This is a genomic window from Streptomyces sp. NPDC104309 (assembly GCF_055584025.1).
The window spans coordinates 29,104-51,136 of the sequence record NZ_JBVJMV010000051.1 but is presented as its reverse complement, the minus strand read 5'-3'; the positions used below and the strand labels follow the sequence as shown (position 1 = coordinate 51,136).

At 72.2% G+C, this 22,033-nt stretch carries 23 protein-coding genes, 1 pseudogene and 1 riboswitch; of the genes and pseudogenes, 17 read left to right on the top strand and 7 right to left on the bottom strand.

Translation table 11 applies throughout. From position 1 onward, the window contains the following. The first annotated feature begins 62 nt into the window (after positions 1-62). Positions 63-893, top strand: coding sequence for a LysR substrate-binding domain-containing protein (locus ACZ68L_RS40025; RefSeq protein WP_469587925.1), 831 nt, complete (start codon positions 63-65; stop codon positions 891-893). Between the two features lie 87 nt (positions 894-980). Here ACZ68L_RS40025 and ACZ68L_RS40020 read toward each other — a convergent pair whose 3' ends face one another. Both ACZ68L_RS40020 and ACZ68L_RS40015 read right to left on the bottom strand, forming a co-directional pair. Next, a complete protein-coding gene (locus tag ACZ68L_RS40020; protein ID WP_469587922.1) occupies positions 981-1,139 on the bottom strand; it encodes a hypothetical protein in 159 nt (52 codons plus the stop codon). Then, positions 1,139-1,495 carry a YciI family protein gene (locus ACZ68L_RS40015; protein WP_469587920.1) on the bottom strand — a complete coding sequence of 119 codons (357 nt, stop codon included), beginning with the start codon at positions 1,493-1,495 and terminating at the stop codon, positions 1,139-1,141. The genes ACZ68L_RS40020 and ACZ68L_RS40015 overlap by 1 nt, the downstream gene beginning before the upstream one ends. 153 nt (positions 1,496-1,648) lie before the next feature. On the opposite strand from ACZ68L_RS40015, the gene ACZ68L_RS40010 reads away from it, so the two are divergent. The 4 genes from ACZ68L_RS40010 (at position 1,649) to ACZ68L_RS39995 (ending at position 5,117) form a co-directional block, all read left to right on the top strand. Continuing rightward, positions 1,649-2,275 carry a GNAT family N-acetyltransferase gene (locus ACZ68L_RS40010; protein WP_469587917.1) on the top strand — a complete coding sequence of 209 codons (627 nt, stop codon included), beginning with the start codon at positions 1,649-1,651 and terminating at the stop codon, positions 2,273-2,275. 168 nt (positions 2,276-2,443) lie between these two features. After that, the gene (locus ACZ68L_RS40005) at positions 2,444-3,331 is read left to right on the top strand and encodes an ABC transporter substrate-binding protein (RefSeq protein WP_469587915.1); all 888 of its coding nucleotides are present in this window, start codon (positions 2,444-2,446) and stop codon (positions 3,329-3,331) included. A 155-nt stretch (positions 3,332-3,486) separates the two neighbouring features. Next, the gene (locus ACZ68L_RS40000) at positions 3,487-3,750 is read left to right on the top strand and encodes a type B 50S ribosomal protein L31 (RefSeq protein ID WP_469587912.1); all 264 of its coding nucleotides are present in this window, start codon (positions 3,487-3,489) and stop codon (positions 3,748-3,750) included. A 434-nt stretch (positions 3,751-4,184) separates the two neighbouring features. After that, positions 4,185-5,117: a carbohydrate kinase family protein gene (locus ACZ68L_RS39995; RefSeq protein WP_469587910.1), complete on the top strand. Its 933-nt coding sequence runs from the start codon at positions 4,185-4,187 to the stop codon at positions 5,115-5,117. Positions 5,118-5,292: 175 nt separating this feature from the next. On the opposite strand, the gene ACZ68L_RS39990 is transcribed toward ACZ68L_RS39995, so the two are convergent. Then, complete coding sequence (locus ACZ68L_RS39990; RefSeq protein WP_469587907.1) at positions 5,293-6,585, bottom strand: hypothetical protein; 1,293 nt, start codon at positions 6,583-6,585, stop codon at positions 5,293-5,295. 198 nt (positions 6,586-6,783) lie between these two features. On the opposite strand from ACZ68L_RS39990, the gene ACZ68L_RS39985 reads away from it, so the two are divergent. From ACZ68L_RS39985 to ACZ68L_RS39960, 6 genes and pseudogenes are all read left to right on the top strand, one after another. Then, positions 6,784-8,061, top strand: a complete 1,278-nt coding sequence (locus tag ACZ68L_RS39985; RefSeq protein ID WP_469587905.1) for a beta-ketoacyl-[acyl-carrier-protein] synthase family protein — start codon at positions 6,784-6,786, stop codon at positions 8,059-8,061. Between the two features lie 13 nt (positions 8,062-8,074). Beyond that, positions 8,075-9,946, top strand: a complete 1,872-nt coding sequence (locus tag ACZ68L_RS39980; RefSeq protein WP_469587902.1) for an acyl-CoA dehydrogenase family protein — start codon at positions 8,075-8,077, stop codon at positions 9,944-9,946. A gap of 26 nt (positions 9,947-9,972) precedes the next feature. Beyond that, positions 9,973-10,119 carry a hypothetical protein gene (locus ACZ68L_RS39975; protein ID WP_469587899.1) on the top strand — a complete coding sequence of 49 codons (147 nt, stop codon included), beginning with the start codon at positions 9,973-9,975 and terminating at the stop codon, positions 10,117-10,119. 86 nt (positions 10,120-10,205) lie between these two features. After that, positions 10,206-10,481 (top strand): acyl carrier protein, encoded by a 276-nt coding sequence (locus ACZ68L_RS39970; RefSeq protein ID WP_469587896.1) that lies wholly within the window; start codon positions 10,206-10,208, stop codon positions 10,479-10,481. Beyond that, positions 10,478-11,701: a beta-ketoacyl-[acyl-carrier-protein] synthase family protein gene (locus tag ACZ68L_RS39965; RefSeq protein WP_469587893.1), complete on the top strand. Its 1,224-nt coding sequence runs from the start codon at positions 10,478-10,480 to the stop codon at positions 11,699-11,701. The genes ACZ68L_RS39970 and ACZ68L_RS39965 overlap by 4 nt, the downstream gene beginning before the upstream one ends. Positions 11,702-11,781: 80 nt before the next feature. After that, positions 11,782-11,970, top strand: a riboswitch (cobalamin riboswitch). Between the two features lie 46 nt (positions 11,971-12,016). Beyond that, a pseudogene (locus ACZ68L_RS39960) lies at positions 12,017-12,334 on the top strand (ATP-binding cassette domain-containing protein); the annotation flags it as partial. A gap of 94 nt (positions 12,335-12,428) precedes the next feature. Here the strand turns inward: ACZ68L_RS39960 and ACZ68L_RS39955 are convergent. Further along, the gene (locus tag ACZ68L_RS39955) at positions 12,429-13,511 is read right to left on the bottom strand and encodes a PRC and DUF2382 domain-containing protein (RefSeq protein WP_469587890.1); all 1,083 of its coding nucleotides are present in this window, start codon (positions 13,509-13,511) and stop codon (positions 12,429-12,431) included. Between the two features lie 565 nt (positions 13,512-14,076). Between ACZ68L_RS39955 and ACZ68L_RS39950 the strand changes: the two genes are divergently transcribed. The 3 genes from ACZ68L_RS39950 (at position 14,077) to ACZ68L_RS39940 (ending at position 17,106) form a co-directional block, all read left to right on the top strand. Then, on the top strand, positions 14,077-15,312 hold the full coding sequence (locus ACZ68L_RS39950; RefSeq protein WP_469587935.1) for a cytochrome P450 family protein: 1,236 nt from the start codon (positions 14,077-14,079) through the stop codon (positions 15,310-15,312). A gap of 110 nt (positions 15,313-15,422) precedes the next feature. Continuing rightward, positions 15,423-16,145 (top strand): adenosylcobinamide amidohydrolase, encoded by a 723-nt coding sequence (locus ACZ68L_RS39945; protein WP_469587932.1) that lies wholly within the window; start codon positions 15,423-15,425, stop codon positions 16,143-16,145. A gap of 52 nt (positions 16,146-16,197) precedes the next feature. Continuing rightward, entirely contained in the window at positions 16,198-17,106 is a 909-nt protein-coding gene (locus tag ACZ68L_RS39940; RefSeq protein WP_469587887.1) for an NAD(P)-dependent oxidoreductase, read from the top strand. Positions 17,107-17,279: 173 nt separating this feature from the next. Here the strand turns inward: ACZ68L_RS39940 and ACZ68L_RS39935 are convergent, their stop codons facing one another. The 3 genes from ACZ68L_RS39935 to ACZ68L_RS39925 all read right to left on the bottom strand — a co-directional run bounded on the left by ACZ68L_RS39935 (position 17,280) and on the right by ACZ68L_RS39925 (position 18,892). After that, positions 17,280-18,245, bottom strand: coding sequence for an RNA polymerase sigma factor SigF (locus ACZ68L_RS39935; protein WP_469587884.1), 966 nt, complete (start codon positions 18,243-18,245; stop codon positions 17,280-17,282). A gap of 198 nt (positions 18,246-18,443) precedes the next feature. Next, entirely contained in the window at positions 18,444-18,659 is a 216-nt protein-coding gene (locus tag ACZ68L_RS39930; RefSeq protein WP_469587883.1) for a hypothetical protein, read from the bottom strand. Between the two features lie 17 nt (positions 18,660-18,676). After that, the gene (locus ACZ68L_RS39925) at positions 18,677-18,892 is read right to left on the bottom strand and encodes a hypothetical protein (RefSeq protein WP_469587880.1); all 216 of its coding nucleotides are present in this window, start codon (positions 18,890-18,892) and stop codon (positions 18,677-18,679) included. 261 nt (positions 18,893-19,153) lie between these two features. Here ACZ68L_RS39925 and ACZ68L_RS39920 point away from each other — a divergent pair, with 261 nt between their 5' ends. From ACZ68L_RS39920 to ACZ68L_RS39910, 3 genes are all read left to right on the top strand, one after another. Next, a complete protein-coding gene (locus tag ACZ68L_RS39920) occupies positions 19,154-20,053 on the top strand; it encodes a TIGR03619 family F420-dependent LLM class oxidoreductase (protein WP_469587879.1) in 900 nt (299 codons plus the stop codon). A 165-nt stretch (positions 20,054-20,218) separates the two neighbouring features. After that, complete coding sequence (locus ACZ68L_RS39915; protein ID WP_469587877.1) at positions 20,219-21,139, top strand: NADP-dependent oxidoreductase; 921 nt, start codon at positions 20,219-20,221, stop codon at positions 21,137-21,139. Then, on the top strand, positions 21,136-21,894 hold the full coding sequence (locus ACZ68L_RS39910) for a GNAT family N-acetyltransferase (RefSeq protein WP_469587874.1): 759 nt from the start codon (positions 21,136-21,138) through the stop codon (positions 21,892-21,894). The genes ACZ68L_RS39915 and ACZ68L_RS39910 overlap by 4 nt, the downstream gene beginning before the upstream one ends. The last annotated feature ends 139 nt before the right edge of the window (positions 21,895-22,033 follow it).

The window sequence follows — 22,033 nt, the reverse complement described above, 5'->3', positions numbered from 1 at the left end:
GTCTCCTGGGATTTCGTGAGCTGCCGTGTTCACCGTGATTTGCCTATCCCCTGGTCACCGACGTGCCTGGCGAGAAGGTCGAATGGGACGGGACAGTCGTCCAGTCCGCGTTGAGTCATCAGGTCGCCCGGCTGGAGAAGGAGCTGGGTGCTCGGCTCTTCGACCGCACGAGCCGTCAGGTACGGCTCACCGCGGCGGGCGAGGCGTTCCTGCCGGAGGCCAGGCAGGCGCTCGACGCGGCGGAGCGGGCCCGTGCCGAAGTCGCCGCCACGGCGGGGGAGGTCCGTGGCCGTCTCGCGGTCGGATCCATCCCGACCATTGCCGCGGTCGATGTCCCGGCGGCGCTGCGGGCGTTCCATCTCCGCTATCCGAAGGTGCACATCGTCCTTCGGGACGGGGCGAGCAAGGACCTGGTCCAGGATGTGCGGGACGGCGCGCTCGACGTGGCGTTCCTGGGCGTGCTGCCGAGCTACCGGCCGAAGGGCGTGAGCGATCACGAACTTGCCACCGGCGAACTGGTCGCCGTGGTCGCCCCGGCCCACCCCCTGGCAGGGAAGTCGGAAGTGGGCCTGGAGCGGCTGGCGAAGGAGATGTTCGTCGACTACCCCGGCGGCACCGCGGCCCGTGCGCAGTCGGAGGAGGCGTTCGCGGCGATGGGTCTCACCCGCGAGGTGGCGTTCGAGGTGAGCGGCACCGACTTCATCGTGCGGCTGGTCCGCAGCGGGCTCGGGATCGCCATGCTGCCTTCCGCCTTCGCGGCGGAACTGGCCGGCGTACATGTGCTGTCCGTCCGTGACGCGCCCGCACGCACCGAGCGGCTGGTCTGGAGCCGCTTCCGTCCCACTCCGGCCGCAGCGGCGTTCCTGACCGGGCTGGGAGTGGGGGCCGGCTGAGCCTGCCCTCGGCCCTTCGGCGGCGCCCTTCGGCGGCGCCGGAGGAAGTCCCGCTCGGCCGCGTTCTCCGTGTGCTCGACGGTGGCGTCAGCAGGCGAGGACCGGACGCTGCCGGTCGTCCCGCACGGGCCCGTCGGGGCCGGCGGCACCGGCCCCGACGGCCACGGCCCCTGCCGCCGCGCCGGCGGCAGGGGTGGACGGTCCGGATGTGCCCACCGGGGTGGACGGTCCGGGTGTGCCGGGCATCAGCCCTCCGCTTCACCCTCGAACGGCCGGACCTCGATGGGCAGTGTGATCGCCCGCGCGGCCTTGCGGCCCCATGCGAGGGCGGCATCCAGATCGGGCGCCTTGATGATGCACAGCCCGCCGAGGTACTCCTTCCCCTCGATGTAGGGGCCGTCGGTGAGCAGCGTGTCGCCGTCCGTCGCCCGCACGACCGTGGCCATGTCCGGGGAGCTCAGCCCGCCGGCGAACACCCAGGCCCCGGCCTGCCGGAGCTCGTGGTGGAAGCCGTCCACGTTCCGCATGATCCCTTCCAGCGCCTCGGGGGAGGGCGGCTTCCCCTCGGCCGGTGTGACCACGCTGAGCAGGTAGTGCTTCATGCTGTTCCTCCTCGGACACGACGCCGGCGCCGTGCCGGTGTCGTGTCCTCTGTACGAACGGCCGTCGCCCGGATCGACACGCAACACGGCCCTGTTCGAAGATTTTCTGTACGAGACTTGTGGGAGCGCTCCCAGGCCCGTCAGGATGAGCCGATGAACAAGCCCGCCCGCTTACGGGCCTACCACCCCGACGACCGTGCGGCCCTCGCGGACATCTGCGTCCGGACGGCCGACAACGGCGGCGACTCCCGGCATCTGTACCCGGACCCGGAGCTGGTCCCGTCGATCTTCGCCGCCCCGTACGCGTACCTCGAACCCGACCTGGCCTTCGTGATCGACGACGGTACGGGCCGAGCGGTCGGATACATCCTGGGCGCCGCCGACACACCGCGGTTCGTGCGGGAGTTCCGCAAGCGGTGGCTGCCCCTCGTCCGGGACCGCTTCCCGGCACCGGACGACACCTCGCGCACCCCCAGTGAGGGGATGGCCGCCCTGCTGCACACCCCGGAGCGGATGGTCCTCCCCGAACTCGCCGACCATCCCGCGCACTTGCACATCGATCTGCTGCCCGCCTGGCAGCGGAAGGGGTACGGCAGAGTGCTGATGCGTACGTTCCTGGCCGCACTGCGGAGCAAGGGGGTCGAGGCGGTGCACCTGTCCATGCTCACCGCCAACACCCCGGCCAGGGCCTTCTACGACCGGCTCGGCTTCGGCGAGATCCGGGTACCCGACCCCGGGCCCCTCACGTATCTGGGACGCGGCACCGAACCGGACCTGTAGCGGACCGCCGGGACAGTACCGGAGCGCCGGTCCGGGCCGCGCGCGGGCGTCTTCGCGTCCTCCGCGCCGGACCGGCCGCGCAGGGGGTGCCGTGGGTGTTCGCTGGGCAGGTACTGGTGTACGACCCGGGAAAAGGGGCGAACCGGCCGGTGCCGAGGGGCGTGTGACGTGAGGGAGCAGACCGTGTGGCAGTTCTCCGACGATCGTGGACAGTTGTCGGCCGCAGAGCGGCGCCCGACGCGGGTGCTCGCCTACGTCCAGGCCGGGGCGACCCTGTGGGACCAGGGCATACGCCCGAGCGCGATATTCGGCTCCGATCACGACGACCGCGCCGTGCCGGACACGGCGAAGACCGGATCACTGCCATTGACCGAGGTGGGTTATCTCGGCGCGGGCAGCGCGCTGGACGTGGACACCCTGCTGAGCGTCGAGCCGGACCTCGTCGTGGCCGTCAGCTACGGCGGCGGTCACATCTACGGGCTCGCCCCGGAGACCGCCAAACATCTGGAGGAGCATGTCCCGGTCGTCGTCGTCGACGTGGGGCAGGCGCGCACGCTCGCGGAGACCGGTGAACGCTTCGCCGGGCTGGCCCGCTCGCTCGGCGCCGAGGAGCCCGCGTCGGCGGCACGGGAGCTGGACGCCGCCCGGGACCGGCTGCGCACACTCGCCGCCGGACCGGACCGGCCCCGGGTGCTCGCCCTCTCCCCGGCCGGTCAGGATCAGGCACACCTCGCCCGCCCCCGCATGTGGCCCGAGCTGCGTGCGCTGGCCGAGCTCGGCGTCGACCTCGTGGAACCGGCGGAGGGGCCCGGCGCGAACTGGTCGACGGTCGGCTGGGCGCAGGCCGCGACTCTGCGCCCGGCCATCGTGCTCGCCGATGTCCGGGCCAACGCCACCCCTCTCGACGAACTCCGGACCGGCGAGGCGTGGTCGGCGATCGAGCAGGGCGCGCGTGTGCTGCCCTGGAACCCGGAGCCGGTCTGCAGCCCGCAGGCCCACGCGCGGTTCCTGACGCTCGTGGGTGATGCGCTGGAGGCCGCCGCCCACCGGCGATGACGTGCTCGGCCGCGGAGCGCGGCCGCCCCCGCCCGCCGCGCGGAGCGTGTGTGCCGATGCCCCGTACGGGCGCTTCCGATCGCGCGGGCCGCGCTGGTTCGCGAGGCTGGCCTGGAGTGCCCCGAGCCGACATCGCACGTCCCCCAGGAGCAGGCATGCAGCAGGACAAGCACCCGCCCTACCGTCCGGTCGTCTTCCGGGACCGTTCGGCGGGTTACGCCTTTCTGACCCGGTCCACCGCATCGAGCGAGCAGACGGTCGACTGGGACGACGGCAACAGCTACCCCGTCGTCGACGTGGAGATCTCCGCGGAGAGCCATCCCTTCTTCACCGGTAAGGCCCGGGTGGTCGACCCCGAGGGACAGATCGCCAAATTCGAGCGCCGGTACGGCGATGAGGGACGCGAGGACGCGCCCTGACCCACATACGCACCCGAGCGGGCCCGCGTACGGACGCGAGCAGGTCCGCGTACGGACGGGAGCAGGTCCGCGTACGGACGGGAGCAGGTCCGCGTACGGACGGGAGCAGGTCCGCGTACGGGTCCGAGCGGGCCCGCGTACGGACGCGAGCAGGTCCGTCTGCGTACCCCTACAGGCCCGCGCGCCGACCCGAGTCCCCCACCCCTCCCGGAGGGGTGGGGGACTTTGTCCGTCACATCTCGTGGCACCCTTGGCCCACCCCTCGTAGTGGCGACCTGGAGCCGACCACAACCGTCCGGGCGCTCGTCGACGGCGGCCGGTCATTGACGCGACCGACCCCCGCCATGCACGCGGCAGGATCGGGCTCAGTGTGCTCGGAGGCCGCACCGCCTACCAGGACACCGTCGTCACCGCACTCTAGGAGACCCCACCCCATGCTCGACAGACTCGACCTGCTGGTCATCGGCGAATGCGTCGCCGACATCGTCCGGCTGCCGGGCGAGGCCGATCAGGTCCACCCGGGTGGCAGCCCGGCGAATGTGGCGTACGGCCTCGCCAGGCTCGGGCACGGTGCCACCCTGCTCACCCAGCTCGGCCCGGACGACAACGGCCGGCTGCTCAGGAACCACCTGACCGGCGTCGGGGTCGAGGTCCGCACGGACGGCGCCACGGCTCCCACCCCGTCCGCCGCCGTGACCCTGGACCCGGCCGGCCGGGCGGCGTACACCTTCGAGATCACCTGGACGCTCGCCCCGGTCTCCCTGGACCGGACGCCCCACCACGTCCACACCGGCTCCATCGCGACGGTGAGGGAGCCCGGAGCGGCCACCGTCCTCGCCGCCGTCGAGTCGCTGCGGACGTCCGCGACCGTCAGCTACGACCCCAATGTCCGGCCGGAGCTGATGGGCGACCACGACGCGGCCGTCCGCAAGATCGAGCGGTGCGTCGCACTCAGCGATGTGGTCAAGGCCAGCGACGAGGACCTGGAGTGGCTGTATCCGGGCCAGGAGCCGGAGCAGGTCGCCGAGCGGTGGCTCGCCACCGGCCCGGCCGTCGTCCTGGTCACCCGGGGAGGTGACGGCGCACTGGCCGTCGTTCCCGGTGGGCAGGTGGCGGTCGAGGCGCTGCCCACCGTCGTCGTCGACACCGTGGGGGCGGGCGACGCCTTCATGTCGGGCACCTTGCACGCCCTCGCCTCGCACGGACTGCTCGGCGCGGACGGCCGGGAACAACTGCGCTCGCTGGACCGGGCCACGGTGACCGATGTCCTGCGTCACGCTGCGGCCTGCGCCGCCGTCACCGTTGCACGGTCCGGCGCCAACCCGCCGGACGAGACGGAGCTGAAGGCGGCGCTCGCCCGGCGCTGACCACGACGGTGCCGCCGCCCCCGCGCCGACGGCACCCTCCCGCCGTCGGCGCGGGCCTGCCGGGCCGGGCCGGCCGGGCGGCGCGGAGTCCACGCGGCGCCGGGCCGGTGCCCGGCCGAGGACATCCGGCCCGCACGGTGCACAGACCGTCGGCCGCGCCCCGAGGCGCCGTTGCTCACCCGGGTGCCACCGGCCGGGGCCCGCTGTCGTCGTCGAGGAACTCGACGACGGCGAGGGCGAACAGCGCGCACAACGCGATCCACACAGTGACCAGGCCCGTCGGCCGGTCCCACGCCACCAGGACCGCCGCGGCCACCACGACCACCGTCCAGTTCAGTCCGCGCCTGGTGCGGTGCACCCACCTGCCGACCGGGCCACCGGTGAAACCGGCCGCCTCCCGCACGGCGCCGATGCCGCCGCTGAACATGGCCCCGACGCGGACCGCGGCGCGACCGCCACCGGTGAGCCAAGCGGCCAGGGCCACCACGATGCCGAGCGTGACGACGAGGCGGACCGCGGCACGCACAGAGCCGGACAGGGCGTCGAACACGGAACCGGCCGCCGCCTGCGACACCTCGGGCGGGAGACTGTCGAGATAGAACGCCCGGCCCACCCATACGGCCAGCCCCAGCACCGCGGCACCCGCGGCGACCGCCAGGGCCGTCGCGACCAGCGCGCGGCGGCGGCGCACCGCCAGAAGCACCCCGCCCGCGGCCAGCACCACAGTGACCGGCGGCAGCCAGAAACCGATGATCTGGAGCGCCCGGAACCACTTCTTGGCCTTGCCGACCGAGTCGGAGGTCAGCACCGTGAAGTCGGTGTGGATCTCGGGGAGTTTCGCGGCGATCGTCAGTCCCCGGTCGACGAGGCGCTGCTTGGTCCGGTCGATGACGGGTGCGAGGTCGATGGTGACGGTGTCGCCGCTGAGCTGCACCGCGCCGCCGCCGCTTCCGGTCAGTGCCTTCACCGTCGCGGACTGGGCGGTCCGGTTGAGGTCGGTCCAGATCGTCCGGAAGGCATTGCCGGCGACGAACTTCTTCACCGTCCCGTGCACGAAATCCGAAATCCCCGTGTTGAGCGGGCCGCTCAGCCGGGAGAGGGCCTTGTCGACCACCGGCCGGTCCGCGGGGGCGACATCGGCCAGCAGCGCCTTCACATCGAGGTGTTTCATGACGGCGTCGGTGACGCGGTCGGTCACCGCGGTCTGCACATCGGGGTCGGATGCGAGCGGAGCCATCATCGCCACGTAGTTGTCGGTGTTGCCGAGCTGGTTCTTCGCCCAGGTGGACATGATGCCCAGCGGCGTGAGGACGGCCGCGACGACGATGAGCAGCGCCGCGAGGAACGAACGCGCCCGCGGCCGGTGCCGCTCGGGGGGACGGGCCTCCAGCGCCGTCACCCTGGCGCGCAGGGCCGCCAGTTCCGCGCCTGTCTCCGGGGACTCCGGCCGATCGCCGTCCGCTTCCATGTCCCCAGGGGATGCCCTGCCTGTGCGCACAGCGCGGCGGACTGCTGCGGACGGGTGACCGCGGTCAGCGGACGCGCGGCGGGACCCGGTCCACTCGGCCCGGTGATGACCCGTTCGGCCCAGTGAGCGCATCCTCATCGGGGCTACTGCCGTTCGACAACCGGTAGGCGTGATCGATTACGAGGAGGGGGCGGGAACATGGGGCGGACCGACGTGGGCGTCGCGGTGACGGGCATGGGGATGGTGACCTCCGCGGGCGCGGACGAGCGCACCTTCTGGGCGGGACTGTGCGAGGGCGTTTCCACGGCTCGCCGCTGCGACGAACTGGCCGGGCTGCCGGTCGACTTCGCCGGTCCGGTGGACGGGATCGACCTGGACGAGGCCGTCGGCGGACGCTCGGTGTGGCGGATGGCGAGGTTCGTGAAGATGGCGCTGGTCGCCGCCCGGCAGGCCGTGGCGGACGCGGGACTGTCACCGGAGCGCTGGGACGGCGACCGGGTGGGGGTGGTGCTGGGTGTCGGCGTGGGAGGGGTGTCCGTGTTCGCCGACAATCTGCGCAAGCTGGATGATGCCGGGCCGGAGGCGGTGTCGCCGCTCCTGGTTCCGATGATGATGCCCAACGCCGCCGCGGGAGAGGTCGCCATCGCGTTGCGGGCGCACGGCCCGAGTCTGGCGCCGGCCACGGCGTGCGCGTCCGGGGCGACCGCGATCGCCGTGGCCCGTGACCTGCTGACGAGCGGACGGTGCGATGTGGTGGTGGCGGGCGGCGCGGAGTCCGTACTGACTCCGCTGGTGGTGAGCGCGTTCACGGCAATGGGCGCGCTCTCCCTGCGGACCGGCGATCCGGCGGGGGCGTCGCGGCCGTTCGCCGCGGACCGGGACGGATTCGTGATCGGCGAGGGTGCCGCCGTCCTCGTGCTGGAGCGGACGCCCGACGCGCACGCCCGTGGCGGACGGCCGCGAGCCCTGCTGACCGGTACGGGTTCGGCCACCGATGCCCACCACCCCACGGCCCCGCATCCGGACGGAGCGGGTGCGCACAGGGCCGTGGGCGCGGCTCTGCGCGAGGCGGGCTGGGCGGCCCGCGACGTCGATCACATCAATGCGCACGGCACCTCGACCCCGCTGAACGACGCGATGGAGACCGCGCTCATCTCGGGACTCTTCCCCCACCGTCCTACAGTGACCGCCCCGAAGGGCGTGCTCGGGCACACCCTCGCCGCGGCCGGGGCGATCGAAGCGGTGGCCACCGTACTGACCCTGGAGCACGGTCTCGTCCCGCCGATTGCCAATCTGGACTCGCTGCCGGACGGGTTCGACCTCGACTGCGTGGTCAAGGAACCCCGTGTGCAGGACGTCGAGCGGGCACTCAGCCACTCCTTCGGTTTCGGCGGACACAACGTCGTGCTCGCCTTCCAGCGGGCCGAAACGGACGGCCGGACGCGGACGGCTCCCGGTGTCCTCGCCGTTGACTGATCGTTGTTGTCTCATGACCGCAACGATCGACAGCCCCTCCGCCGGACGGTCCACGGACCTGCTCACCGGCGTGCTCCTGGGCGAAGGCTTCCGCCGGGAGCACGCGTTCTGGCAGCGGCTGATCAGCTCAGAACCGTTCCGCCGACCGGACCGCCGCACTCCCGAGGAGCGCCTGCGACTCTCCTACGAGCGGCTCCGGATCCTCAACGACTGCCTCGACAGCGGCGCCCGGCTCGCCGCCGACCCGCGTGCCCTCGCAGCCCTGCACGAATGGCTCGGCCCGGTCGACCCGGCACTCACCACCGTGGCGGGCATCCACTACAACCTCTTTCTCGGCAGCCTCCTCGACCACGACGGCGACGGACGGCGCGATCTGTCGGACTTCCTGCGGCTGCGGAGCGTCGGCACCTTTCTCTGTACGGAGGTGGCGCACGGCAACGACGCGGCGGCCGTCGAGACCACGGCCGCCTACGACCGCGGACGCGACGGGTTCGTTCTGCGCACGCCCCACGCGGGCGCCCAGAAGTTCATGCCCAACACCAGTCCGGCGGGCGGGCCCAAGACGGGGCTCGTGGCCGCGCGCCTGCTGGTCGACGGCACCGATCACGGGGTCTTCCTCTTCCTCGTACCGCTCACCGATGCCGTCCGGGCCCTGCCCGGTGTACGGGTCCGCAGGCTTCCCACGCGCACGGGGAGCCCGGTGGACCACTGTCTGACCTCCTTCGACGAGGTCTTCGTGGCACGCGACGCGTTGCTCGGCGGGGACCATGGACGGATCGGTGACGACGGCGAGTTCAGCAGCGCCGTCGGTAACCGCAGGAGCCGCCTCCTCGCGTCGATCGGACGCGTCACCTCCGGCAAGATCTCGATGAGCGCCTGCGCGGTCGGCTCCGCGCGCGCGACGCTCGCGGTCGCCGTGCGCTACGGCGGCCACCGGTACATCTCCGGGCCCCGCGGCTCCCGTCAGGTGCCGGTGATCGCCCACCGCAGCCACCACGGCCCGCTCGCCCGTGCCATGGCCACCGTCTTCGCGATGAGCCTGCTGCACCGCCGGGCCCTGGACCGCTGGGAGGCGCGGGTGGACGGACCGGGTCCGGACCACGAGGAGGCGGAACGACTGGTCGCCGTCGCCAAGGGGTGGATCACCTGGCAGGCCAGGTCCGTGATCGTCGAATGCCGTGAACGGTGCGGTGCGCAGGCGCTTTTGGAGCACAACGGCATGAGCGAACTCATCACCGGGGTGGAAGGCGCCATCACGGCCGAGGGCGACAACCTGGCCATCCACGCCAAGGCCGCCGCGGAAATGCTCTTCGCCACCGAACCGGCCGGCCGCGGTGCTCCCTCCGGCGGGGAATCCGGCGACCTCGACGATCCCCGGTTCCTCGGCAGGCTTCTGGCTGCCCTGGAGGGGATCTGGTTCCACCGGGCCAGGGAGCGGATGGGCCGCGCACCGCACGGTGATCCGCTGGGCCGGTGGAACGCCGCGTCCGGGCCGGCCCTGCGTGGTGTCGAGGCGCACGCCCACCGTCAGGCGGCCGAGGCGTACGCGGACGCGGTGACCGGTCTTCCGGACGGTCCCGCCCGTGAGCGACTGGTCGACCTGCACAAGCTGTTCGTGCTCGACCGGATCTCCCGGAACAGCGGGGATCTGCTGGCCGCAGGACATCTGACGGGTGATCAGGTCAATGATCTGCCGGATGCCGTGGACCGGCTGATCACCGCTGTCGCCGCTCATCTGCCCGCCCTCGTGGACTCCTTCGCACTGCCGCCGGAACTGCTCGCCGACTGGCCCATCGCGGGGGCCGACTACATCGAGGCGTACGACGACCCGGGGGCCGGCTGGCAGCCGGACGGGGACCGGGCGACGGCTCGGGGGGAACGGTGAGGGCCGTGACAAGAACGGGAACAACCGTGCGATCCCGCCCGGTGCGGGAGGCGGCCGAAGCCCTCGGTGTCCGCGCTGTGCTGCTGGTCTTCTGGGGTACGGCGGCCGTCCTGGACCGGTGGCGCACGCAGCCGCGGCGCGGCGGTGGCGAATCGGTTCGGCACAAGGCGTAACTGGAGGCACGTCACCCAGTTGATTCGGCGTCGGGACGGTGCCCCGCCGTCACCGGCAGTCGTACCGAATGATGGAGAGGAAGCCCATGAGTGTGATTCATCCCAAGATCACCGAGGTTCTGACACGCACCTTCAAAGTGCCCGCTGCCGAGATCCGTCCGGATTCCACGATGGACAGCCTGGAGATGGACTCCCTCGCCGTCGCCGAGTTCGCCGTGCTCATCAGGGAGACGCTGGGCGGCCGGGGAGACTTCGACACGCTCCCCAAGGGCGCCACCCTGGCCGAGATCACGCGTTTCGTCGACGGGGCCGGCGGCGGGGCGCCGGCGAGCAGCGCGGCACCGATGAGCAACGCCCGATGAACAGGCCCGTCATCGCCGTCACCGGCCTGGGCATGATCACCCCGGTCGGCAACGACACCGAATCCACCTGGAAGGGTGTGTGTGCCGGGATCTCGCCGGTGCGTACCGTCGCGGCGCTCGAAGGCTGCGCGATCGATTTCGCCTGCACGGTCGACGGAATCGATCTGGACGCCGAGATCGGCGGCCGCACCTCGTTCCGGATGGGGAGGTACACCAAGTTCGCCGTTCTCGCCGCCCGGGAGGCGGTCGCCGACGCCGGGCTCGACCCGGCGGAGTGGGAGGGCGGCAGGGTCGCGGTGGTCGTCGGCACCAGCAGCGGGGGCTCCGCCTCACTGACCGAGCAGGCCGTCGTGCTCGACCGGCTCGGACCCGACGCCACCTCTCCGTCGGGCATCCTGCTCACCATTCCGAACATGCCGGCGGCCGAGATCGCGATCCAGCTGCGGGCCACCGGTCCCAGCCTGGCGCCGTGCACGGCCTGTTCGTCCGGCGTCACCGCCCTGTCCGTCGCCCGCGATCTGCTGATCACGGGGCAGTGCGACATCGCGATCGCCGGAGCCACCGAGTCGATCGTCTACCCGGCCGCCATGGCCGGGTTCGCCCGATCCGGAGCCGGGGCCCGGCGGGACGGCGACGCTGCCGGGCAGTGCCGGCCCTTCGCGGCCGACCGGGCCGGGCTGGTCATGGGTGAGGGCGCCGCCGTCATGGTGCTGGAACGGGCGGACGACGCCCGCGCCCGAGGGGCGGCACCGCGGGCGCTGGTCGCGGGCACCGGGGCCACCACCGACGCCCACCATCCCATCAGTCCGCATCCGTCCGGCGCGGTGGCCCGCAAGGCGGTGGAGATCGCGCTGCGCGACGCGGGCTGGGCGGCAGAGGACGTCGAGCACGTCAACGCACACGGCACGGCCACCCCGGTCAACGACGCCACCGAGGCCGCCCTCATCGCCCGGGTCTATCCGCACCGGCCGCCCGTCACCGCCCCGAAGGGCGTCCTGGGGCACTGCATGGGGGCGGCCGGGGCGATCGAGGCCGGACTGACCGTCCTGACGCTGCAACGCGCGGTCGTGCCGCCGATCGCCAATCTGGACGCACCGGCGCCCGAGTTCGACATCAACTGCGTCACCAAGTCCCCGCTGCGGCAGCCCATCCGGCGTGCCGTCAGTCACTCCTTCGGATTCGGCGGACACAACGCCGTGATCGCTCTTCAGCGCCCGTAGGCACCAGGCAGGTGGTGCGACGGGAAACGGCCCGGCGTACCACCGGCCACAACACCGCCCGTGAGCTGAGCAGAGGCCCGTGATGGCTGGCCGGAGCCAGTCGAACTCCACGAAGGGGCCAGGGAATCCGGCGAGAATCCGGAACTGACGCGCAGCGGTGAGGGGGGCGGGCGGGGCCACGGCCACTGGGAGCACCCTCGGGTGTCCTGGGAAGGCGTTTCGTCCGCAGGAACCCGAGTCCGAAGACCTGCCGGCACCTGCGGTCCGGTACCCGGCGCGGGACGCCGTACAACGGGCTCCGCGTATGGGCCCAGATCGCGCGCACTGGCCCAGCAACCGTGTGAACTGCTGCTCGACGCGCCGACGAACCACCTGGACATCCAGCACCAGCTGGAACTGATGTCACTGATCGCCTCGTTGCCCCTCACCGGTGTGATCGCTCTGTACGACCTCAATCTGTCCGCGATGTTCTGCGACCGGATCGTCGTCATGAAGCAGGGGCGCGTGGTGGCCGCCGGAACCCCCTCGGAAGTGATCACCGAGGAACTCATCGCCGATGTCTACCGGGTCAGCGCGCGGGTCGCTCCGGACGGCCCCGACGGGCGGCCCTCGGTGCGCTTCGTGCCCGAGCGCCCCGGCCGCCGACAGCGAGAGGGCGGACCCCGGCACACACGGGTCCGCCCCTCACTCATGGTTGCGCCGCGGCGGTACGCCACGGTGTGCGGGGTCAGCGGTGGCGTCCCCGGCCGAACTCGCCGCCCAGGTCCTTGCCACCGATGTCCTTGGAACCGATGCCCTTGCTGTCGGCGTAGTCGATCTGCTCCTTGCGGAGTTCGGCGGAGATCTCCTTCTGCTCGGTCACCCGCTTGGTCTCCATGCGGACCCGTTCGACGGGCACCGTCTCCTTGCGCATCGTGGCACGCTCGGCGTGCAGAGTGAGCTCGACATCCTGCTCACGGATGTCCGAACGCCCCGCCGCAGACCTGTCGCCGGGCTGAAGGGGTTCACGGATCACCCGCACCTCTTCGTGCGTCACCGGCACCGTCCTGGTGACGTTCTCGGTGACGACGTATTTGTGCAGACGGGCCTTGCCGCTCTCGTACTCCTCGGTGCCGATGAGCAGTTGCTCCTCGGAGCGGATCAGCTCCTCCTTGCCGCCCAGGTCGGCGGCGGACCGCTCGGAACCCGCCCCGGCGCCGACGAGTGGACGGGCCGCGCCGGCCGTCCCGGCATCGCCGCGAGTGCCCGAGCCCGTACCGGTGCCCGCGCCGGCCAGGCCGCTCGTCCGTGACGTGGTGGCCCGGGGGGTGCCGGCGCCGGTTGCCGGGGTTCCGGCCGCGGTCGGCCTGTCGCTCCCGGTCGTGCGCCCGGTGCCGGCCTCGCCCATGGCTCCGGCTCCGGCGGCTCCCGCCGCGCCCATGGCCGTGGTGCCGGTCCCGGACGTCGTCCTCCCGGTGTCCGCGCGGCCACTGAGCCTGGCGGTGGTGTTTCTGGCAAGGCCGTAATGGCGGTAGAGCTCTTCCTCCTCCGCCACCGACAGATGCGCGTCCGCGTCCACCCGGGGGGCTTCCTTGACGCGGTCCTTCGGATGTGAGATGTGCAGGTCGGAGCCCACACGACGAGCCCCCGCAAGAGGCACGAAACTCTCCTTCATGCCGAACAGGCCGGTCTTCACCGTGATCCAGTCCGGGCGGCCGGTGTTGTCGTCGACATACACCCGGCCCACACTGCCGATCTTCTCGCCGGCGTTGTCGTACACCGTCAGGCCGTCGAGCTCTCCGGAATCCGTGAAACCGTCAGCGGCTCCCATGACCGATTCCTCCTCGCCTGGGCGCGTCCTGTGGCTGGGTCCATCAGGGGAGGCGCGTCCGATTTCCATCGCGCCTCACCCGGATGGACGCTGCAACCTCCCCACCTGCGGAGCCCGTCCCCCGCATGCTCGGCGCCTCGGCGCTGGCCGCCCGTCACGGCGGTGCGCACGCCGCTCCCGCGTTAGGCCAATCGGGTGAGGTGCGGAGGCGTGGCGGGTGTGCGCCGTGCGCCCCACCCGAGCGGCGGCCGGACATGCGTCGAGGCGCCGCACGCTTCCGGGCGACCGCGGACGGTCGACCCGATACCGGGCGTCCGCGCGCCGTGCCGGGCGTGCCGCCGGACCGCGAATCCGCGCGCGCGGGGCGTACCGCCCCATGACGGGACCGAGCGGGGCCCCGTTCGCATACCGAGGTGTCCCCGTTCGGGACAACAGCCCTTCCCGTCGACGGCATCGCCCCTAGGATCGGCGAAATCGAACGGGTTGCCGTCCCCATCGCCCTCGGGTACCGCCCACCGGCCGACGACCGTCAGGAGAGTCCCCGTTGACCAGCACCCCGTACCGCATGGACCCGGCCGGCGGCTGCCCGCACGCGGACAACGCCGGGCTGCTCGCCCGAGGAGCCGTGGCATCCGTCGTGCTCCCGGGCGACGTGGCCGGGATGGCGGTCCTCGGACACGAGGCGCTCAAGGAGTTCCTCGCCCACCCCGACGTGGCCAAGGACGCACGCCACTTCACCGAGCTGGCCGAGGGACGCATCCCCGACGGCTGGCCGCTGAAGACATTCGCGACCGTGCGGGGCATGACGACGGCCGACGGCGAGGACCACCGGCGGCTGCGCTCACTGGTCGGCAAAGCGTTCACCGCACGGCGGGTCGAAGCGCTGCGGCCGCGGATCGAGACCGTCACCGCCGAACTGCTCGACGGCGTCGACCGTGCCGCCGCCGAGGGCGACGGCACGGTCGATCTGCGCGCCCGGTTCGCCCTGCCGCTGCCGATGGGCGTCATCTGCGACCTCCTCGGGGTCGACGCCCGGCACCAGGACCGGCTGCACCGTCTCTCGAACCAGGTGGTCGCTACCGACACCGGCCCCGAGGAGGCGATCGCCGCCAACAGGGAGCTGGTGGCCCTGCTTGCAGCGGTCGCCGCCGCCCGCGCGGTGCAGCCGGGCGACGATCTGACCAGCGCCCTGATCGCCGCCCGTGACGAAGGCGGTGGCCGACTCGGTCAGCAGGAGCTCATCGGCACCCTGCTCCTGATGATCATCGCGGGACACGAGACGACGCTGAACCTCGTCACCAACACCGTACGGGCCCTGTGCACCCACCCCGACCAGCTCGGGCTGGTGAGGTCCGGCCGGGCACGGTGGGCCGACGTGGTGGAGGAGACACTGCGCTGGGACAGCCCGGTCAGCTACTTCCCCTTCCGCTATCCGACCCGTGACCTCACCATCGACGGGACCGTCGTCCCCAAGGGCACACCCGTGCTCGCCGGATACTCGGCCGCCGGTCGGGACAAGGCCGCGCACGGGCCCGATGCCGACCTCTTCGACGTGACCAGACGGGCCAGGGACACCGCGGCCCGACATCTCTCGCTCGGCCACGGACCGCACTACTGCCTGGGCGCGCCGCTCGCCCGGATGGAAGCCACGATCGCCCTGGAACAATTGTTCACTCGCTTCCCGGAGCTGGAGCTCGCCGTCCCCGGCACCGAACTGCCCCGGCACGCCGGGTTCGTCGGCAACAGCACAGGGACTCTTCCGGTACGGCTCCGGCCCGCCACCGCGCCCGTCGCGGACTGAAGGCCCCCGCTCCCGTCCGTGCGGTACGGGAATCCACACCGACGGCTCACCGGAGCACCGACGGCTCACCGGAGCCACCGCCGAAGCCCCTGCCCGTGCCCCCGGCACATATGATCGACCGGCCGACTGCCGACCTCGTCCTGCCGCGCCACCGGGGGTGCCTCATCCGTTCCGTACGAATCCGGCTGCCCCAACAGCGCGGTGAACTGCTCGCCCGGCACGAGGAGGGGCTGGACCTCCACTATCTGGTGTGGCGGCTGGGGCCGGGCTGGCGGGTGTGCAGCAGCGCCGTGCTCGGCGGCGGCATCGGCCCACGCGCCTGGATCCTCAACGCCCAGGTGCCCGGCGGCTATCCCCGTCTCGACCCCGACCGCCACCTCGCCGAGATCGCCGCGGCGGAACACCTCACGGGGCCCGGCGCAGGCCTGATGACGGCCGCTGATGTCACCGCGTACACCGTCGCGGCCGACGAGGGGGTGACGGCGACCGCCACCTGTGGACTCGGCGTACGCGGCTGGGCCGCCGCCCCGGCCGAGGACACCGGGGAACCACCCCGGCCGGGCACGGTCAACATCGTCGTCACCCTCCCAGTGGCCCTCTCCGACGCCGCACTCGTCAACGCGGTCGCCACGGCCACCGAGGCCAAGGTCCAGGCGCTCCTGGACGCCGGACTCGACTGCTCCGGCACCCCCACCGACGCCGTGTGCGTCGCCGCCCCCTGCCCGGGACCCGCCCCGGGGGAGGCCTTCGCGGGACCGCGCTCCCGCTGGGGCGCGCGACTCGCCAGGGCCGTGCACGCTGCCGTCCTCGAAGGCGCGATGAGGCAATCCTGAGAACCCACCGCGCCGCGACCGCGAAGGCGCGGCCGACGAAGGGAGTCCTCCCATGAACCCAAGCGCTGCCGAAACCGCACGGAAACGGCCGACCGTCGCCGTCCTCGGTACCGGAATCATGGGATCAGGCATGGCCCGGAGCCTGCTCCGGGCCGGACTCGACGTCCGCGCCTGGAACCGCACGCAGGCCAAGGCGGCCCCGCTCGCCGCCGACGGCGCCATGGTCACCCGGACGGCGGAGGAAGCCGTACGCGGCGCCGATGTCATCCTCACCATGCTCCGCGACGGCCCGGCCGTCGCCGCCGCGCTCACCGCCGCGTCACCCGGCCTGCACGCGGGGCAGGTGCTGCTCCAGAGCTCGACGGTCGGGCCCGACGCCACCGACGATCTCGTCCGGCGCGCGGCGGACCTGGGCCTGATCTATCTCGACGCACCGGTCGCCGGCACCAAACAGCCCGCGGAACAAGGCACGTTGACGGTCTTCGTCTCCGGTCCGTCCGCAGTCCGGGAGACCGTGGAACCCGTGCTGGACGCGGTCGGACAGCGCACGGTCTGGGTCGCCGAGGACCCGGGAGCGGCCTCGCGGCTGAAACTCGTGGTCAACACCTGGGTGATCAACCTGGTCAACAGTGTCGCGGAATGCCTCAACCTGGCCGAGGGCCTGGAGATCGATCCCCGGACGTTCCTCGATGCCATGAGGGGCGGTGCGTTGGACTCCCCGTATCTCCAGGGCAAGTCCGCCGCAGTCCTCACCGGTGACCTCACCCCGAGCTTCACCCTGTCCACGGCCCTCAAGGACGCCCGCCTCATCCTGGCCGCCGCCGGGGCATCGGGTGTGCGGCTGGACCTGGTCGCCGCCTCGGCCGACCGCTTCGTGCGTGCCGAGGCGGCGGGGCACGGCGGCGAGGACATGATCGCCACCTTTTACGCCGGCCGGGCACCGGGGGAGGACGGCGGCTGACCCCACCTCGGCCGGCTCGTCCCGCGCAGAGGCGCGGGGACATACGGAGGCGGCCTGTCGACCGTCGGGTGCGTACGTCCGACTTCATTCGGCCGCGACGTGCGAGCACGGGTGCCGGGCCGGGGCGGGGCGGTCTCCCGCTCGGCATCAGCCGGAGACCGCGTCCGGCCACGTCATTCCTCGACGAACATCCCGCTGCGGAGCTTCAGCAGAATCCTGCTGATCAGTCGTGACACATGCATCTGCGAGATGCCGAGCTCCGCGCCGATCTGTGACTGGGTCATCTCCTGGCCGAAACGCATGTCGATGATCCGGCGCTCACGGTCGTCGAGATCGCCCAGCAGCGGCGCGAGCGTATGCAGGTTCTCGACCGTCTCGATCGCGGGATCGGGTGCGCCCAGGACATCGGCGAAGGTGCGCCCCGGTGCCTTGTGTCGTCCCGTGTCCGCCGGATCGGCCGGTACGTCCAGCGAACCCGCCGTGTACCCGTTGGCCGCCACGATGCCCTCGGTGACCTCGTCCTCGCTGAGCCCCAGCTGCTCGGCCAGCTCCGGGACCGTGGGGTCGCGGTCGAGTTCCGCGGACAGGGAATCCCTCGTCCTGGCGATGTCGACCCGCAATTCCTGGAGCCTGCGCGGCACGTGCACCGCCCAGCTGGTGTCGCGGAAGAACCGTTTGATCTCGCCGGTGATGTACGGGACCGCGAAGGAGGTGAACTCGACCTCGCGGGAGAGGTCGAACCGGTCGATGGCCTTGATCAGCCCGATGGTGCCGACCTGGACGATGTCCTCCATGTCACCGCCGCCCCGGTGCCGGAACCGTCCCGCGGCGAACCGGACGAGGGAGAGGTTCATCTCGATGAGGGTGTTGCGCGCGTACTGGTGGGCGGCGGTTCCCTCCTCCAGGACCTGGAGGCGCTCGAAGAACAGCCGGGACAGATCCCGCGCGTCGGCCGGAGCGACCTTTCCCGCGTCCTCGATCCACGGCAGCTCGCCGGTGTCGGCGGCAAGCTCCGAGACCTCCCCGGCGCCGGGGGCCCGCCCCGGACCCACGCCGGTGTCGAACGGCACGACTGCCGGTGTCGACCGTGCACCCTCCGCTCGCTCCGCACCGGCAGTCCGCGCAGTGTGCGCCGTCATTTCGTCACGCTCCCCTGGTCGTAGGTGAGGTGTATGCGCCTGCCCCCGAAGGAGGTTCTCATGCGAAGAGGCGGGAGTTGATCACGTCACACGGCATCAATGGCCGGAAGCGTCATGATGATCCGTCACATTCGTGCCGGCTGAGCCGCGCCGGTCAGCGCAACCGCCCCACCGGTACGGGGGAGCCCGGTGGGACGGTCACCTCCAGACTGCCACAGTCGGCGGCGCGTCGGGGGTGACCGGCTTATATCCGCCGGTGGTTGAGGAGAAATCGGTGGCGGGCCCGGCCACGGCGAGCCGTCGCTCCATCTCCGCGCGTCCGGCGGCCTTCCGCTTGCGTGTTCTGAACTCGCCGCCGAGCCCGCGCAGCCCGTCGGTGATCTGACGGCCGCAGGTCAGCTGCGGATGCAGCATGGTGAACGGGTCCTGCATCAGCAGCGCGACGCGCCTGCCGCGCGACGCGCCTGCCGCGCGACGCGCCTGCCGCGCGACGCGCCTGCCGCGCGACGCGCCTGCCGCGCGACGCGCCTGCCGCGCGAGGCGTGCCGCTCGCGCGCTGTCGGCGTGAGGGCCTCCTGGCCGTCGATCCGTACGGACCCGGCCGTCACCCCGGACCCGGCCGGCAGGAGTCCGGCCATGGCCCGCATCGCCAGGGACCTGCTGCTGCCGGACTCGCCGACGATGCCGACGCACTCGCCCCGGACCCGCCCGCCACCGCTACGACTTCACGGGGTGATTACCCGAAAGTGGCCAAGCGGCCTGGCATGCGGGGGAGTCGGCGGCCGTCCGTCCTTCCCTCGTCGAGGAGGCGAATCCCGCCCTTCATTGCCGGGGCGGCGGCGCCCGCTCCTTCCGGCCGGAACGGCCCTGCGCTGTCCGGTTGTTAGGCTCCACAGGTGAAATTCGGTGTGAACATACTCAATTTCGGCGTCGGAACCACCCCGGCGGGTCTCCTCCAACAGGCCGTCGAGGCACGGGATCTGGGGTACTCCTTCGCGATGATCTCCGACCACATCGCGGTCACCCCCGATGTGCACGAGACGTATCCGGCCCCGTTCTACGACCAGTTCGTGCTCGCCGCGCACATCGCCGGACGGGTGCCGGGGCTGGTGCTCGGCACGACCGTCACGGTGATCCCGTACCGGCACCCGCTGCAGACGGCCCGGCTCGCCGCCAACATCGACAACCTGAACGCCGACGGATTCATCCTCGGTGCGGGGATCGGCTGGTCCAGGGCCGAATACGAAGCGCTGGGCGTGCCCTTCGCGGAGCGGGGACGGATCACCGACGAATACCTCGCCGCCATCCGCGCGGCCTGGGCCGAGGACTCCACGACATTCCGGGGCGAGCATGTCTCCTACCAGGAGGTCCGGACCGCTCCGGCACCCGCGTCCGCTCCCTGTCTGCCGGTCTGGGTGGGTGGCAACTCGGCCGCCGCTCAGCGCCGCGCGGCCCGGCTCGGCGAGGGCTGGCATCCGTACCGGCTGCCGCTCGATGTGATCCGGTCCGGGCTTCCGGTGATCGCCGAGGAGGCCGAGCGGGTCGGGCGCCCCGTTCCCGCCCTCGTGCCGCGGCTGCAGATCCGCGTCACCGACGCACTCCTGGGGAGCGAACGCCCCGCCGGGCACGGCACGATCGACCGGATCCGGACCGACCTGGCGGAACTCGGCGAGCTGGGCGCCACCCATGTGCTCCTCGACGTCAACCCGGACACACCCGCCGAACGGGGGACTGCGGACGACGACCGGAAGCTGCTCGAACTCCTCGTGAACAAGGTCGTCGACCCGGTCACGGGCGGCGTCCGCTGAATCGTTGCGGCCCGGTGAACACCCCGCCGGCCCGGGAATACGTGCCCTGAATCCGACCTTCCTGCTGCTGTACGGAGTGATGACGGGACCGGTGCACCCAGCGGTGACCGGCCCGGTCGTCGGCGCCGCGAACCGTCGGCGCCATGAACAGGAGAGAGGGAGCCCATGCCCAAGGCGTACGTGTTCACCCGCAACGGCGGGCCGGAGGTGGAGGCCCTCGCCGAGCAGGAAGTGCCGGTGCCCGGTCCCGGTGAACTGCTCGTCGCCGTCCGGGCGGCCGGGGTCAACCCGGTCGACTGGAAGCTGCGCACGGGATACACCCGGCCCGGCAGCGAGCCGCAGCCGTTTCCCACCGTCTTCGGCAGCGAGGCCGCCGGAGTCGTCGAGGGCGTGGGTCCGGACGTCGAAGGATTCGAGGTCGGCGACGAGGTCTTCGGCAACCCGGTGACCGGCGGGTACGCCGAGTACACGCTGCTGCCCGCCGCTGTGACCGCACACAAGCCGGCCGCGCTGTCGTTCACCGACGCGGCCGCGCTGCCGGTCGCGTCGGCCACCGCGTACGACGGCGTACGCCAGCTCGCACCCACCCCCGGTTCGACCCTGTTGATCACCGGGGCCGGAGGTGGCGTGGGAACGGCCGCGGTGCAGCTGGCGCGCCACGCCGGCGCCCGGGTCATCGGCGCGGCGAGCGCGGACAAGAAGGACTTCGTCGAGTCGCTCGGCGCGGTGCACGTCGCATCCGGCGACGGACTCGCCGACCGGGTGCGCGCGGCGGCCCCCGACGGCATCGACGCGATCTTCGACCTGGCCGGCGGGGACACCTTGCGTGCCGTGGCCCCGCTGCTCGCGGACGCGGCCACGCTCGTGAGCGCCGGGGACAAACCACTGGCGGCGGAGCTCGGAGGCGCGGCCGTCGCGCGGACCCGCACCGCGGCAGTCCTCGACGAGGTGGCGAACCTCGTCGTCACCGGGGTCCTGCGGACGTATGTGACCGGGACCTTCCCGCTCGGCGAGGCCGGAGCGGCACTGCGCGCCGTGGAGAGCGGACACACGCGCGGCAAGATCGTGATCGAGGTGGCCGCATGAGCGTGCCCCATGCCGCTGCCGGTGACTCGCACCCGCTCGACAACCCGGTCCGCGCCGCGCTGACCGGCCCGCACGCCCATTTCGCCGAGCACCGTGGGCGTGTTCTGCGCTACCCGGCGGACGTGGCCCCGTGGGTATCGGTCCCACAGGCGCCGGACACCGAGGACTGGGCCGATGCCGCGGCGCTCGCCGGAGCCGGCGGCGCCGTCACGATCACCGCCTTCCGCGAGCCGCCACCGGCAGACTGGGAGATCACCTTCCACGCCGAGGGGGTCCAGCTCGTCGACGGCGGGATCGCCGCGGCCCCCTTTCCGGAGGCCGTACGGCTGGGACCCGCCGACGTGCCCGAGATGCTCGACCTGGTCGCCCGTACCCGCCCGGGGCCGTTCCTGCCCCGTACGGTCGAGCTCGGCACCTACCTCGGCGTCCGGCGCGAGGGGGCGCTCGTGGCGATGGCCGGCGAACGGCTGCACCCGCCCGGCTGGAGCGAGATCAGCGGTGTCTGCACGGACGAGTCCGTGCGCGGTCAGGGGCTCGGCGGTGGGCTCGTCCTCGCCGTCGCCCACGAGATCAGGGAACGCGGCGAAACACCGTTCCTGCACGCCTCCGCCACCAACACCAATGCCGTCCGGCTCTACGAATCGCTGGGATTCGTGCTCCGTCGCCGGACGTCCTTCCTCTCGGCGCTCGTACCGGAGCACCCGCCGACGCGCCTGTCGGGGTCCGGCGGCCTCCATTCGGCGGCCGTGCGCTGACGCGCGGCACGGTGACCTTCGGCCCGGGGACCTCGGGCCGAAGGTCACCGCCACCTCCTGTTCCGGGACCTTCGGCGCGGACCGAGAGGCCGTAAGCCCCGTGTGCCGGCCCCGCTGATCCGGATGGACTGGGAACGAA